The sequence below is a fragment of the Pseudomonas sp. S1_G07 genome (genome assembly GCF_054668565.1).
The window spans coordinates 3,705,410-3,719,009 of sequence record NZ_CP162778.1 but is presented as its reverse complement, the minus strand read 5'-3'; the positions used below and the strand labels follow the sequence as shown (position 1 = coordinate 3,719,009).

Below are 13,600 nucleotides of genomic sequence, written 5' to 3'. Positions count from 1 at the left end.
TTTACGCCGAGCATACGAAACATATACGCTTTGTATATAAACCTCACATAGTGAACACCATGGGCATCGTCAAGATCACCGACCCACTGCACGAACAACTGCGCCTGGCCAGCGCCGCGATGGACCGTTCCATCAACGCCCAGGCCGAGTTCTGGATCAAGATCGGCCTGCTCGCCGAACTCAACCCCAGCCTGCCGTACAACGAACTGATCAACAAACTGTTGCTGGACAAACCCGACCTGGTCCGGGGGCGCAGCCAATGATCAAGTCCACCGCCCAACTGGCCGTGATGCGTGAAGCCGGGCGCCTGCTGGCACAGGTGTTCAGCATGCTCGACGGTTTTGTCGCCGCCGGCCGCTCCACCCTGGAGCTGGACGCCGCTGTCGAAGCCTTCATTCGTCATGACTTGAAGGCCCGTCCGGCCAGCCTGGGGCAATACGACTACCCCTTCTCCATCAACACCTCGATCAACGAGGTGGTGTGCCATGGCATGCCCAGCGCCAACGACATCCTCAAGGACGGCGACATCATCAACATTGACATCACCCTGGAAAAAGGCGGCTACATCGCCGACGCCAGCAAGATGTACATGATCGGCACCGTCGCGCCCAAGGCCAGGCGCCTGGTGGAAATGACGTTTGAAGCGATGTGGGCCGGTATCCGCCAGATCCGGCCCGGCGCCCGCCTGGGTGACATCGGCCATGCGATCCAGAGCCATGCGCAAGCCAATGGCTACAGCGTGGTGCGTGAATACTGTGGCCATGGCATCGGCGAACAGATGCATGAAGAGCCGCAGATCCTGCACTTCGGCCGCCCGGGCACCGGGCTCGAATTGCGCGAAGGCATGGTGTTTACCGTGGAGCCCATGCTCAACCAGGGTGGCGCCAAGGTGCGCAGCCTGAAGGATGGCTGGACGGTAGTGACCAAGGACAACAGCCTGTCGGCGCAGTGGGAACATACCGTGGCGGTGACGGCGGACGGGTTCGAGGTGCTGACCCTGCAAACCACCTCCTGAACGACGCAGAACAGATGTGTATGGGCTTGCTCGAGAATGCGGTGGATCAGTCCATAAATACTTGACTGAAAGACCGCATTCGCGAGCACGCCCGCTCCCACATTTTGATCGGCGTCAGGCCACTTGCTGGATGCCGGCCTTGGCCTCCAGCTCACGCACCAGCGGCAATACGCGTTTGCCGAAGTACTCGACTTCTTCCTGAAAGTGCAGGAACCCGGCCAGCACCAAATCCACCCCCACCGCCTTGAGCGCCACGATGCGCTCGGCAATCTGCTGCGGGGTGCCGATCAGGTTGGTCTTGAAGCCATCGTTGTATTGCACCAGGTCTTCAAAACTGGACTTGGCCCAGTTGCCCTCGCCTTCCGGTGATGCCTTGCCCGCCTGTTTGGCTGCGTCGCCAAAGGCGTTGACCGCCTCAGGGTCGGCCTTGTCGATGATCTCGGCCAGCACTGCGCGGGCTTCTTCTTCGGTGTCGCGGGCGATCACAAAGGCGTTCACACCGATCTTGACTGAATGGTTATTCGCTGCGGCCTTGGCGCGAATATCGTCGACCTGAGCCTTGATGCCCTGCGCAGTGTTGCCGTTGGTGAAGTACCAGTCCGAGACACGCGCCGCCATGTCGCGCGCGGCCCGTGAACTGCCACCCTGGAACACTTCCGGCTGGCGCAGTGGTTTGGGCTTGAGGGTATAGCTGTTGAAGCGGTAGAAGTCACCCTTGAAGGTGAAGTCGTCCTGGGTCCAGATGCCTTTGAGGGCACGAATGAACTCTTCGGAGCGACGATAGCGCTCGTCGTGCTCCAGCCAGTGTTCGCCGATGGCCTGGAATTCGCCCTTGAACCAGCCGCTGACAATGTTCACGGCGATGCGGCCATTGGTGAGCTGGTCGATGGTCGCCAGTTGCTTGGCCGCCAGCGCGGGTTGCCACGGGCCTGGCAGGATCGCGGCGATGACCTTGAGCCTGGTAGTCGCCGCCAGCAGCGCATGGCTGAACGCCACCGATTCATGCTGGTTGTCGGCGCCGTAGCCTGCGGTAAACCGGATCTGGGTCAGGCCGTATTCAAAGCCCGCCGCTTCGGCCAATTGCGCCAATTTGCGGTTGTAGTCGATGCCCCAGTGGGTGCGTTGCTCGATCTTGCTGACTACCAACCCACCGCTGACGTTGGGCACCCAATAGGCAAATTTCACGGCTTGCTGACTCATCTGGCACGACCTCATACATAGGGATGTATCGGTGGCTTGAGCAGCAAGCGTGCCAGGCATGGGCAAACGCCCGCGCCATGAGGTCTGCGGCGAAAAAACCGGGCCTGACGGGCAGGCAGGCAAGTGTCAGGGATTGTGCCGTTTTGTCGAATCGCTGTTGCTGGGGCAACAGTAAAGAGCCTTAACCTCCCGTAAACACGGGGCCTAAGACCCGGCACGGACTGTGCAATCACCTCAAGCATTGACCACTGCCCCGGAGCCTTGCCCATGACCGAACACTCTGTCATCAACCCCCTGTCCATCGGCGTCGATTACCCCACCCTGGCTGCGCGTTTCCGGCCGATCTTCCAGCGCATCGCCGACGGCGCGGTACAGCGCGAACTCAGCCGCACCCTGCCCCATGAGCCGATCCGATGGCTCAAGGAGGCCGGTTTCGGCGCCGTGCGCGTACCGGTGGAATACGGCGGCGGCGGCGCGTCCCTGCCGCAGCTGTTTGAGTTGCTGATTGAACTGGCCGAAGCCGACTCCAACGTGCCCCAGGCCCTGCGCGGGCACTTCGCGTTTGCCGAAGACCGCCTGAATGCGCCGCCGAGTGCCGGCCGCGACCTGTGGTTCAAACGCTTTGTCGAGGGCGATATCGTCGGCTGTGCCTGGACCGAAATCGGCAACGTGGCCATCGGCGATGTGGCCACCCAGGTCAGCCCCAACGGCGACCACTGGACGCTCAACGGTGAAAAGTTCTACAGCACCGGCAGCATTTTCGCCGACTGGATCGATGTCTACGCCCAGCGCAGCGACACCGGCGGCGCAGTGATCGCCGCCACCCGTGCGCGCCAGCCCGGCGTGGTGCACAGCGACGACTGGGATGGCTTCGGCCAACGCACCACCGGCAGCGGCACCTCGCGCTTTACCGATGCGCGGGTGGAGGCGGACAACGTCATCGACTTTGCCACCCGTTTCCGCTACCAGACCGCGTTCTACCAACTGGTGCTGCTGACCAGCCTGGCCGGTATCGGCCGCGCGGCATTGCGCGATGTGGCCCATCAGGTGCGCAGCCGCCAGCGTATCTACAGCCACGGCAATGCGCCCCATGTGAGCCAGGATGCACAGGTGCAGCAGGTGGTGGGCGAAGTGGCGGCGCTGGTGTATGCCGCCGAGGCCAGCGCCTTGAGGGCCACGCTGCCGGCACAACAGGCCTACGTGGCGCGGTTTGGAGGGGATGAGGTGGCCGAGCGCGAGGCCAATGTGGCCGCCGAGATTGAATCGGCGAGCGCGCAGGTGGTGGTCTCGGAGTTGATCCAGCGCGCCACCAGCCAGTTGTTCAACGCGCTGGGCGCCTCGGATGTGCGCCAGGGCAAAGCCCTGGATCGGCATTGGCGCAATGCGCGAACCGTGTCGTCGCACAACCCGCTGATCTACAAGGCGCGCATCGTCGGCGATTGGCTGATCAATGCCACCGAGCCACCGTTTGTGTGGCAGATCGGCAACGGCCCGGCGAAGGCTTAGAACGCCAGCTTGTAACCGACCGCCATCAACATGATCGCCAGGCACGGGCGCAACACACTGTCCGGAATCTTGCCGGTCATGTGGCTGCCGACATAGATGCCCGGCAACGAGCCCATCAACAAAAAGCCCAACAGCTGCCAGTCCATGTTGCCCATGCCGGCATGCCCCAGGCCCGCCACCAGGGTCAGGGGCACGGCGTGGGCGATTTCGGTGCCCACCAGGCGGCGCGTGGCCAGGAACGGATACAGGATAAACAGCGCGACGGTGCCGAGGGCGCCGGCGCCGATGGAGGTCAGCGCGACCATGGTGCCCAATACCGCTCCCGTCACGACCGTGAGCCCGTTCAGGTTGCGCGGGTTCATATGGTAGTGATCGCCGGCATGACGCTGGGCGAAGGCCAGCAGGCGTTGCTTGAACAGGATCGCCAGGGCAGTCAGCAGCAGCACCACGCCAAGGGCCTGCTTGATCACCGCGTTCATTGCGCTGGGGTCGGTGTGCAGGCTGGCGAGGAACCACAGGGTCAACAACACCGCCGGTACGCTGCCCAAGGTCAGCCAGCCAGTGATGGTCCAGTCGATGTTCTTGTTCTTGCCGTGCACCAGCACGCCACCGGACTTGGTGATGGCCGCATACAACAAGTCGGTGCCCACTGCCGTGGCCGGGTTGATGCCGAACCACAGCAGGATCGGGGTCATCAACGAGCCACCGCCGACACCGGTCATGCCCACGATGAAACCAACGATCAGGCCAGCAATGACAAAACCAAAGTTACCCACGTCCATTACAGCTACCTGCGGCCTGATAAAATTTCTGGCGGCAGGATAGCGATTTTTCTTATAACGACTTATACCAATATGATCTGACTTTATGCCTTTTTTGTCAGCCGACGACAGAGGTAAGCCTGGGTCTGGTAGGGGAAGGCCACCGTGTCACGCCCCTTCAAGGCCGGGTGAGTGGCGATCAGGCTGCGCAGCTGCTCGGTTACCCGAGTTTTTTCGGCATCGGGCAAAGCGGCAATAAAACTCACCGAGAGAAAGCGGTCCATGATCACTTCCTGAGGGCTGCCGACATGGCTGTAAGCAAAACAGCTCAGCTCGGGGTCGGAAAAGTACTCGCCCGTGAACGCTTCGCGCCAGCGCCCGCTGTGAAAGCGCGGGGTGTCGCCCTCGTACGGCGTGATGATGTCGGTGATGGCCGCAACCCAGTCGACCGACTCATCGCGCACATTCCACACCAGCCCCAGGCGCCCGTCGGGCTTGAGCACGCGGTGGATTTCCGCCAGCGCGGCCTGGGTCGAGAACCAATGGAATGCTTGGGCACAGATCACCGCATCGGCACTGGCGGCGGGCAACGGGATGGATTGCGCGGTACCGTTCAGCAAGCGCACATCGGGTAACAGTTTGCTTAACTGCGCCCCCATCGCCGCCACCGGTTCCACGGCGATCAGCGTCGGCGCCAGGGTGCTGAGCAGGCGGGTGAACTTGCCGGTGCCAGCGCCCAGGTCAATCACGGTGGACTGCGCCTGGATCTGCAGCGTGTCGCTGAGCCAGCCGGTGAGTTGGCGCGGGTAACCGGGGCGGCCTTGGGCGTAGGTGACGGCCTGGGTGGAGAAACCTCGTTGCGCAGACGCGTGAACATCAGTCATTGGCCATCTCTCCTCAGGTTAAGCGGGCGCACAGTGTGCGCCTTCCCTCAGGTTTTTTCTAATCAGCCGCGCTGGGCAACCACAGGCGAAACCGCGCCCCGCCCAACGGCGACGCCTCGGCCGTCAAGGTGCCGCCCTGGGCCTCCAGGGCGCGTCGACTGATGGCCAGGCCCAGGCCAAAACCGCCGGTGGCGCGGTCGCGGCTACGGTCGAGGCGGTAGAACGGCTCGAAGATACGTTCGCGCTGGTCCAGCGGAATGCCGATACCGTCGTCGTCCACCCAGATCTCACAGCCGTTGGCGCTCACCTTGACGCCCACTTGAATACGCCTGTCGCAATAACGCGTGGCGTTGCGCAGCAGGTTCTGCAAGGCGCGGGCGGTCAGGCGCGGGTCGAGGCTGAAGCGCTCCACGGCGCAGTCGAGCACCACATCCATGACGATCTCGGGGTTTTCCAGCTCATCGTCGACACTGCCCAGCACGCTGTCGATAAATTCATCGAGTACCACCTCGACCCGTTCCGGCAGTTGCGCCGGGTTTTGCAGGCGGCTGTAGGACAGCAGTTCCAGCACCAGCTCATCCAGCTCGCGGATGTGCGCCACCAGGCTTTGCAGGCGTTCGCGGCTGGCCTGGGGCAAGTCTTCCGAAAGGGCCAGGGCCAGGCCGAAGTCCAGGCGCGTGAGCGGTGTGCGCAGCTCGTGGGAGACGGCATTGAGCAGGTCGCGCTGCTGGTTGAGCAAGTGCTCGATATCGCCAGCCATGGTGTCGAACACCGCCGCCAGGCTACCGATGTTGGAGCTCGACGGGATATGCGTGCGTTCGGCCAGGTTGCCCTTGCCCAATTGCGCGGCGGTGCTTTTGAGGCGTTCCAGGTCACGCCAATGGGGGCGCAACCACACCAGCAGGCAAGCCAGCAGGGCGCCGCCGATCAGCACGTTCATCGACCAGTACAGCAGGTTCATGTCCAGCGGGTCGGGCGGGATGGTCAGCTTGACCACGAATTGCTCATTGATCGGTGAGCTCACCTCCTCCATCCAGCCCCAATCTCCCAGGCGAACCACCGACTTGCCCTGCTCCAGCCGCGCGGCCTCCTCCAGGGGTGTAACTGGCGTCCTGGCGCAACAGCAATTGCACTTTGAGCGGTGCGAAGTCGCGGCCCAGTTGCTCGGTCACCTGCGACCAGCGCTCCACCGGCGCCCGCAGGTATTGCTTGACGATGAGGATCTGCTGGCCGCGGGACTGCTCGACGTTGTAATCCAGGTAGCGATGTTCGAACAGCTGGATCACCAGCTTGGGAATCAGGAAGATCGCCGCGCTGTAGGTGACGACGGTGATCAGGTAGAGGCGAAGCAGCACACGAAACATGGCTCAGTATTCCCACTCGGAACGGCTGAACAGATAGCCCTTGCCCCATACCGTCTTGATCTTGCGTGCCTCGCCCGCGTGGTCGTCGAACTTGCGGCGCAGCTTGGAGATGGCCACGTCCACCGAGCGGTCGGTGCCGTTGAACTCGATACCGCGCAGGCGTTGCAGGATCTGGTCGCGGCTGAGCACTTCACCGGCATGCCGCGCCAGCACCACCAGCAGGTTGTATTCGCCACTGGACAACTCCACCGGCTGCTCGCGCCAGGTCACGGTGCGCTCCGACAGGTCGATGCACAGGTTGCCCATCAGGATCTGGTCGTTGGCCACCTGGGGCTCGGACAAACTGCTGCGGCGCAGCAACGTGCGCACACGCGCCAGCAGCACGCGGGGCTCGCAGGGCTTGGTGACATAGTCGTCGGCGCCCATTTCCAGGCCCAGCACCTGGTCGTGGCTGTCGTCGCGGGCGGTGAGCATCAGGATCGGCAGGCCGGCCGAGTCGGCGCGCAACAGGCGGCAGACTTGCAGGCCGTCGAGGCCGGGCAGCATCAGGTCGAGGATCACCAGGTCCGGCGGGTTGAGACGGGCCCGTTCACGCACGTGATCGCCACGACTGAGCACGCTGACGTGGTAGCCATTGCGCTCCAGGTAGCTGGCAATCAGCTCGGAGAGGGCGGCGTCGTCTTCCACCAGGAGGATATTGGGCATGAAGGTGTTTCCAAAAAATACAGTTTTGCAGGATTGTGCAAGGATATACGCCCTCGGCCCAGCGTGGGCCGCGCCTTACATTTATTCACATACAACCTACACAGCTTCACAGCACCCCGGCGCGGGTGGCCTTAGGATGCGCCAGTCAATATTGGGATAAGAGCATGTCGAAGAATCTGTTTGTGCCGTTTTGCGTGTTGGCCCTGAGCCTGGGGTTGGCGGCGTGTGGCCAGTCGGCCGACGAAGCGCCGCCGACGCCATTGGCCAAAGTGCGTATCGAAACCCTGGAAGCCAAACCGATCGCCATCAGCAATGAATTGAGCGGGCGCATCGCCGCGCCGCGTATTGCCGAAGTGCGCGCGCGGGTGGCCGGGGTGGTGATCCAGCGGGTGTTCAAGGAAGGCCACGACGTGAAACAGGGCGATGTGCTGTTTCGCATCGACCCGGCACCGTTCAAAGCCGACCTCGACAGCGCCCAGGCCAACCTGAGCAAGGCCCAGGCCAATGCTTTCCAGGCGCGCCTGCAGGAACAGCGCTACCGCCAATTGGTGGAAGGCAACGCCATCAGCGGCCAGGACTACGACAACTCGCGCGCCGCCGTGCGCCAGACCAACGCCGAAGTCGCCGCCAACAAAGCCGCCGTGGAACGCGCCAAGTTGAACCTGGGCTATGCCACCGTGACCGCGCCGATATCCGGGCGCATCGGCCGCGCACTGGTGACCGAGGGCGCGCTGGTGGGCCAGGGCGAGGCCACGCCGCTGGCCGTCATCCAGCAGCTGGACCCGATCCACGCCGACCTTACCCAATCGACCCGTGAGCTGAACGACCTGCGCCGCGCGTTTCGTGACGGCAGCTTGAAGCAGGTCGGCCAGGACCAGGCCAAGGCCACGTTGATCCAGGACGACGGCAGCCTCTACCCCCTGCCGGGCAAATTGCTGTTCGCCGAGATCAGCGTCGACCCCGGCACCGGGCAAATCATCCTGCGCAGCGAGTTCCCCAACCCGAACCTCGACCTGCTGCCCGGCAGTTTTGTGCGTGTGCGCCTGGAACAGGCGATGGACAAGCACGGCATCAGCGTACCGCAGCGCGCCATTACCCGTGACAGCGCCGGCATCCCCATGGTGTTGCTGCTGGACGCCGAGCAAACCGTGAGCCTGCAACCGGTGGAACTGGGCGCGGCGATCGGCGATCGCTGGATCGTCAGCCACGGCCTCAAACCCGGTGACCGCATCGTCGTCGATGGCGTGCAACACGCGCGCCCCGGTGAAAAAGTCCAGGTAGACGACAGCCCCACGCCTCTCGCCCAGGCGTCCGGCCATTAAGGATCATTGACAATGCCGCAGTTCTTTATTGATCGCCCGGTCTTCGCCTGGGTGGTCGCCCTGTTCATCCTGCTGGCCGGCGTGCTCGCCATCCCGCAGTTGCCGGTGGCGCAGTACCCGGACGTCGCACCGCCGAAAATCGAAATCTACGCGGTGTACCCCGGCGCCTCGGCCGAGACCCTGAACCAGAGCGTGGTCAGCCTGATCGAGCAGGAGCTCAATGGCGCCGATCACCTGCTGTACTTCGAGTCCCAGAGCAGCCTGGGTTCGGCCACCATCACCGCTACGTTCCAGCCGGGAACCAACCCGGAAATGGCGCAGGTCGATGTGCAGAACCGCCTCAAGGCGGTAGAGCCGCGCCTGCCCCAGGCCGTCACCCAGCAAGGTTTGCAGGTGGAGAAGGTGTCCGCCGGCTTCCTGCTGCTGGTGACCCTCACGTCCACCGATGGCAAGCTCAATGACGTCGCGCTCAGCGATTACCTGGCGCGCAACGTGATGAACGAGCTCAAGCGCCTGGACGGCGTGGGCAAGGCGCAGTTGTATGGTGCCGAACGGGCCATGCGCATCTGGATCGATCCGCAGAAACTGGTCGGCTTCAACCTGACCCCGGCCGACGTCAACGCCGCGATCAGCGCACAAAACGCTCAGGTATCGGCGGGCAGCATTGGTGATCTGCCGGGCTCCAAGACCCAGGAAATCACTGCCGCGATCCTGGTCAAGGGCCAGCTGTCGACCCCGGCGGAGTTCGCCGACATCGTGCTCAAGGCCAACCCCGACGGTTCCACGGTGCGTATCGGCGACGTGGCGCGGGTGGAAATCGGCAGCCAGGAATACCAATTCTCCACGCGCCTGAACGGCAAGCCCACCACCGCCGTGAGCGTGCAACTGGCGCCGGGGGCCAACGCACTGAACACCGCGACCCTGGTGCGCGCGAAGATGGACGAGCTGTCGCGCTACTTCCCGGCCAATGTGGAATACAAGATCCCCTACGACACCTCGCCGTTCGTCAAAGTCTCGATCACCAAGGTGGTCTACACCCTGCTTGAGGCCATGGCGCTGGTGTTTGCGGTGATGTTCCTGTTCCTGCAGAACGTGCGCTACACCCTGATCCCCACGCTGGTGGTACCGATTGCGCTGATGGGCACGTTCGCCACCATGCTGTTGCTGGGCTTCTCGATCAATGTGCTGACCATGTTCGGCATGGTGCTGGCCATCGGCATCCTGGTGGACGATGCCATTGTGGTGGTGGAGAACGTAGAGCGGATCATGGTCACCGAGGGTCTGTCGCCCAAGGAAGCCACGCGCAAGGCCATGGGCCAGATCACCGGTGCCATTATCGGTATCACCCTGGTGCTGGTCGCGGTGTTCCTGCCGATGGCGTTCATGAAAGGCTCGGTGGGGGTGATCTACCAGCAGTTCTCGCTGTCGATGGCCACGTCGATCCTGTTCTCGGCGTTCCTCGCCCTGAGCCTGACGCCGGCACTGTGCGCGACCCTGCTCAAGCCGATCGCCAAGGGCGAACACCATGCCAAGGGCGGCTTTTTCGGCTGGTTCAACCAGCGCTTCGAGCGCCTCACCGACCGCTACGAAAGCTGGGTGAGCTACGCCCTCAAACGCAGCGGTCGTTACCTGATGATCTACCTGGTGCTGCTGGTGGGCCTGGGCTGGATGTTCAGCCGCCTGCCCTCCTCGTTCCTGCCGGTGGAAGACCAGGGCTACACCATTACCGACATCCAACTGCCGCCGGGTGCGAGCAAGAACCGCACGGTGCAGGTGGCCGAGCAGATCGAAGCGCACAATGCCGGGGAACCGGGGGTGGGTGACACCACCATGATCATGGGCTTCAGCTTCTCCGGCTCCGGGCAGAACGCGGCACTGGCGTTTACCACGCTCAAGGACTGGTCGCAACGCAGCCACGACGATTCGGCCGCATCGATCGCCGAGCGCGCCAACATGGCGTTCAGCGGGCTCAAGGACGCGGTGGCCTATGCCGTGCTGCCGCCGCCGGTGGACGGCCTGGGGACTTCCAGCGGCTTCGAGTTCCGCCTGCAGGACCGTGGTGGCGTTGGCCATGCGGCGTTGATGGCGGCGCGTACCGAGTTGCTGGCGGCAGCCGGGAAAAGCCCGATCCTGGCCAACGTGCGCGAAAGCGCCCTGGCCGAAGCGCCACAGGTGCAACTGGAGGTGGACCGCAAGCAGGCCAATGCGCTGGGTGTGTCGTTTGCCGACGTCGGCAATGTGTTGTCCTCGGCGATTGGCTCGGCGTATATCAACGACTTCCCCAACCAGGGCCGTATGCAACGGGTCGTGGTACAGGCCGAAGGCGACCGGCGCAGCCAGGTTGAAGACCTGATGAAGATCCACGTGCGCAACAACGCCGGGAAGATGGTGCCGCTGTCGGCGTTCGTCGTCGCCAAATGGACCCAGGGCCCGGCGCAATTGACTCGTTACAACGGTTACCCGGCCATCGCCATCAGCGGCGAAGCGGCGCCAGGCCATAGCACGGGCGAGGCGATGCAGGAAATCCAGCGCCTGGTCAGCCAACTGCCGGCGGGCCTGGGCCAGGAATGGACCGGGTTGTCGTTGCAGGAACGCTTGTCCGGCGCCCAGGCCCCCGTTCTGCTGGGCCTGTCGCTGCTGATCGTGTTCCTGTGCCTGGCGGCGCTGTATGAAAGCTGGTCGATCCCGACCTCGGTGTTGCTGGTGGTGCCGCTGGGCGTGCTGGGCGCGGTATTGGCCGTGACCTTGCGCGGCATGCCCAACGATGTGTTCTTCAAGGTCGGCCTGATCACCATCATCGGCCTGTCGGCGAAGAACGCGATCCTGATCATTGAGTTCGCCAAGGACCTGTATGACCAGGGCGAGGACCTGATCGACGCCACCTTGAAAGCCGCGCGCCTGAGGTTGCGTCCGATCATCATGACCTCGCTGGCGTTTATTCTCGGGGTGGTGCCGTTGGCGCTTGCCACCGGGGCCAGTTCGGCGAGCCAGCAGGCGATTGGTACCGGGGTGATCGGCGGGATGATCACCGCGACACTGGCGGTGGTGTTTGTGCCGGTGTTCTTTGTGGTTGTCATGAAGATGGTGCGCAAGCGCAGTCGCTAGCTGTTAGCGTCAAGCGGCAAGTAAGAGCCCCCTTGCATCTACTTGCCGCCTGAAGCTTGCTTCTACTTGCCGCTTGAAGCTTGCAGCTTGCAGCTGCTCCACCTATGTTGCCCACTACTCCCCCGATTCGTGAGCATCCATGCCCTTCCTCGCCCGTACCCACCCTCGCCTCTCCGCCGCCGCCGCGCTGGGCCTTGCCATCGGCATCCTGGTGCCGGCCGAGACGCTGGTGAGCCATATCCTGATCGGCTGGAACGTCGGGGTCTGGACTTACCTGGTGCTGATGCTGTGGCTGACCATCCGCGCCAAGGCCGAAGACGTCAAACGCATCGCCGAAGTCGAGGACGAAAATGCCGGCCTGGTGCTGTTCATGGTGTGCATCGCCGCCATCGCCAGCCTGGCGACCATCACCTTCGAACTGGCGGGCAGCAAGGACCTGGCCAGCAGCGAACGCCTGTTGCACTACGGTTTTACCGGCTTGACGGTGATTGGCTCGTGGTTGCTGATCGGGGTGATTTTCAGCGTGCACTACGCCCGCCTCTATTACACCTGGGACGGCAAGGAACCGGCGCTGCGTTTTGCCGAGGGCTTGCTCACGCCCAACTACTGGGACTTCCTGTACTTCTCCTTCACCATCGGCGTGGCCGTGCAGACCTCGGATGTGGGTGTCGCTACCCGCGGCCTGCGCAAGGTGGTGCTGGGGCAGTCGTTGATCGGCTTTCTATTCAACACCGCGATCCTGGGTTTTTCGATCAACATTGCCGCCGGGTTGTTCAGCTAAGCTGCACAAACCTTCTAGACGCCCGGCCATTCGTGGGCGCTAATGGCACCCTACTTTCAGCCTCGGTGATACATGGCCGCGCACAATTGGATCGACCTGTCCCAGGACGCCGACACCGGCATCGAGACCCTGCGCGCGCATTTCCAGGGCCACGCCTACGACCCTCACTGGCACGACAGCTACCTGATCGGCGTGACCGAACAAGGCGTGCAGCAATTCAACTGCCGACGCACACGCCATCACAGCGTGCCGGGCCAGGTTTTTCTGCTGGAGCCCGGCGAACTGCATGACGGCGATGCGCCCACGGCGGACGGTTTTACCTACCACATGCTCTACCTCGACCCGCAATGGCTGGCGCGCGAGGTCAGCGCGGTATTCGAGGAGGCGCCCGCCGACAGCCAGCTTTGCGTTGCCGCCACCCTGGCCAACGACCCGCGCCTGGCGCTGGCCACCAGCCAGGCCTTCAATACCCTGCACCGTGGCGAGTTGCGCATCGTGCGCCAGCGCGCCACGGACCAGTTGCTCGAACGCCTCACCGGTCATCTGCAATGGCGCACGCGTTATCGGGAAGACCCGCGCCTGCCGCAGGTCGCTTTCAAGGCCCGCGACTACCTGCATGCCCACCTGCATCTGGACGTGGGCATGGACGAGCTGGCCGTGGCCTGCGGCGTCGACCGCTTTCGCTTGACCCGCGCGTTCAAGAGCGCCTTTGGCCTGCCGCCCCACGCTTACCTGGTGCAACTGCGCCTGGCCCGCGCCCGGCATTGGTTGGCCAAGGGTGAGCAACCGGCGGATGTGGCGATTGCCCTGGGTTTTGCCGATCAAAGCCATTTGGGCCGTTGGTTCGTACGCGCCTATGGCCTGACGCCAGCGGCCTACCGCAAGCGTTGCTCAAATCTTCCAGACAGGTAGCACATGGGTTTGTGAAGATCGACTCCATCGATTGTTTACCGGAGT

Annotated in this window: 11 protein-coding genes and 1 pseudogene; 7 read left to right on the top strand and 5 right to left on the bottom strand. The window is 63.3% G+C overall.

The window, feature by feature from the left end; translation table 11 throughout:
* Window positions 1-59 precede the first annotated feature (59 nt).
* Together AB4O05_RS17085 and map are read left to right on the top strand one after the other, a co-directional pair.
* The gene (locus AB4O05_RS17085) at window positions 60-263 is read left to right on the top strand and encodes a ParD-like family protein (RefSeq protein ID WP_460136466.1); all 204 of its coding nucleotides are present in this window, start codon (window positions 60-62) and stop codon (window positions 261-263) included.
* Complete coding sequence (map, locus tag AB4O05_RS17080) at window positions 260-1,015, top strand: type I methionyl aminopeptidase (RefSeq protein WP_460136467.1); 756 nt, start codon at window positions 260-262, stop codon at window positions 1,013-1,015. The genes AB4O05_RS17085 and map overlap by 4 nt, the downstream gene beginning before the upstream one ends.
* A gap of 114 nt (window positions 1,016-1,129) precedes the next feature.
* On the opposite strand, the gene sfnG is transcribed toward map, so the two are convergent.
* Window positions 1,130-2,215 (bottom strand): dimethylsulfone monooxygenase SfnG, encoded by a 1,086-nt coding sequence (gene sfnG / locus AB4O05_RS17075; protein ID WP_460136468.1) that lies wholly within the window; start codon window positions 2,213-2,215, stop codon window positions 1,130-1,132.
* Window positions 2,216-2,482: 267 nt separating this feature from the next.
* On the opposite strand from sfnG, the gene AB4O05_RS17070 reads away from it, so the two are divergent.
* Window positions 2,483-3,721 carry an acyl-CoA dehydrogenase family protein gene (locus AB4O05_RS17070; RefSeq protein WP_460136469.1) on the top strand — a complete coding sequence of 413 codons (1,239 nt, stop codon included), beginning with the start codon at window positions 2,483-2,485 and terminating at the stop codon, window positions 3,719-3,721.
* Here AB4O05_RS17070 and AB4O05_RS17065 read toward each other — a convergent pair.
* From AB4O05_RS17065 to AB4O05_RS17050, 4 genes and pseudogenes are all read right to left on the bottom strand, one after another.
* Window positions 3,718-4,503 carry a sulfite exporter TauE/SafE family protein gene (locus AB4O05_RS17065; RefSeq protein WP_460136470.1) on the bottom strand — a complete coding sequence of 262 codons (786 nt, stop codon included), beginning with the start codon at window positions 4,501-4,503 and terminating at the stop codon, window positions 3,718-3,720. The two genes, AB4O05_RS17070 and AB4O05_RS17065, sit on opposite strands and share 4 nt — an antisense overlap.
* 83 nt (window positions 4,504-4,586) lie before the next feature.
* Window positions 4,587-5,366 (bottom strand): class I SAM-dependent methyltransferase, encoded by a 780-nt coding sequence (locus AB4O05_RS17060; RefSeq protein ID WP_460136471.1) that lies wholly within the window; start codon window positions 5,364-5,366, stop codon window positions 4,587-4,589.
* A gap of 58 nt (window positions 5,367-5,424) precedes the next feature.
* Window positions 5,425-6,730 (bottom strand): annotated as a pseudogene (locus AB4O05_RS17055) (ATP-binding protein).
* A 3-nt stretch (window positions 6,731-6,733) separates the two neighbouring features.
* The gene (locus AB4O05_RS17050) at window positions 6,734-7,435 is read right to left on the bottom strand and encodes a response regulator (RefSeq protein ID WP_460136473.1); all 702 of its coding nucleotides are present in this window, start codon (window positions 7,433-7,435) and stop codon (window positions 6,734-6,736) included.
* Between the two features lie 164 nt (window positions 7,436-7,599).
* Between AB4O05_RS17050 and AB4O05_RS17045 the strand changes: the two genes are divergently transcribed.
* The 4 genes from AB4O05_RS17045 to AB4O05_RS17030 all read left to right on the top strand — a co-directional run bounded on the left by AB4O05_RS17045 (window position 7,600) and on the right by AB4O05_RS17030 (window position 13,555).
* Entirely contained in the window at window positions 7,600-8,757 is a 1,158-nt protein-coding gene (locus tag AB4O05_RS17045) for an efflux RND transporter periplasmic adaptor subunit (protein ID WP_460136474.1), read from the top strand.
* A gap of 12 nt (window positions 8,758-8,769) precedes the next feature.
* Window positions 8,770-11,862, top strand: coding sequence for a multidrug efflux RND transporter permease subunit (locus AB4O05_RS17040; RefSeq protein ID WP_460164759.1), 3,093 nt, complete (start codon window positions 8,770-8,772; stop codon window positions 11,860-11,862).
* A gap of 139 nt (window positions 11,863-12,001) precedes the next feature.
* Window positions 12,002-12,643: a DUF1345 domain-containing protein gene (locus AB4O05_RS17035; RefSeq protein WP_460136476.1), complete on the top strand. Its 642-nt coding sequence runs from the start codon at window positions 12,002-12,004 to the stop codon at window positions 12,641-12,643.
* A 72-nt stretch (window positions 12,644-12,715) separates the two neighbouring features.
* Window positions 12,716-13,555, top strand: coding sequence for an AraC family ligand binding domain-containing protein (locus tag AB4O05_RS17030; RefSeq protein ID WP_460136477.1), 840 nt, complete (start codon window positions 12,716-12,718; stop codon window positions 13,553-13,555).
* Window positions 13,556-13,600 lie beyond the last annotated feature (45 nt).

Excerpts from the sequence above, each read along its gene's own strand:
- AB4O05_RS17085 (WP_460136466.1), top strand. The coding sequence starts at position 60 with ATGGGCATCGTCAAGATCACCGACCCACTGCACGAACAACTGCGCCTG.
- map (WP_460136467.1), top strand. The coding sequence starts at position 260 with ATGATCAAGTCCACCGCCCAACTGGCCGTGATGCGTGAAGCCGGGCGC.
- sfnG (WP_460136468.1), bottom strand. The coding sequence starts at position 2,215 with ATGAGTCAGCAAGCCGTGAAATTTGCCTATTGGGTGCCCAACGTCAGC.
- AB4O05_RS17070 (WP_460136469.1), top strand. The coding sequence starts at position 2,483 with ATGACCGAACACTCTGTCATCAACCCCCTGTCCATCGGCGTCGATTAC.
- AB4O05_RS17065 (WP_460136470.1), bottom strand. The coding sequence starts at position 4,503 with ATGGACGTGGGTAACTTTGGTTTTGTCATTGCTGGCCTGATCGTTGGT.
- AB4O05_RS17060 (WP_460136471.1), bottom strand. The coding sequence starts at position 5,366 with ATGACTGATGTTCACGCGTCTGCGCAACGAGGTTTCTCCACCCAGGCC.
- AB4O05_RS17050 (WP_460136473.1), bottom strand. The coding sequence starts at position 7,435 with ATGCCCAATATCCTCCTGGTGGAAGACGACGCCGCCCTCTCCGAGCTG.
- AB4O05_RS17045 (WP_460136474.1), top strand. The coding sequence starts at position 7,600 with ATGTCGAAGAATCTGTTTGTGCCGTTTTGCGTGTTGGCCCTGAGCCTG.
- AB4O05_RS17040 (WP_460164759.1), top strand. The coding sequence starts at position 8,770 with ATGCCGCAGTTCTTTATTGATCGCCCGGTCTTCGCCTGGGTGGTCGCC.
- AB4O05_RS17035 (WP_460136476.1), top strand. The coding sequence starts at position 12,002 with ATGCCCTTCCTCGCCCGTACCCACCCTCGCCTCTCCGCCGCCGCCGCG.
- AB4O05_RS17030 (WP_460136477.1), top strand. The coding sequence starts at position 12,716 with ATGGCCGCGCACAATTGGATCGACCTGTCCCAGGACGCCGACACCGGC.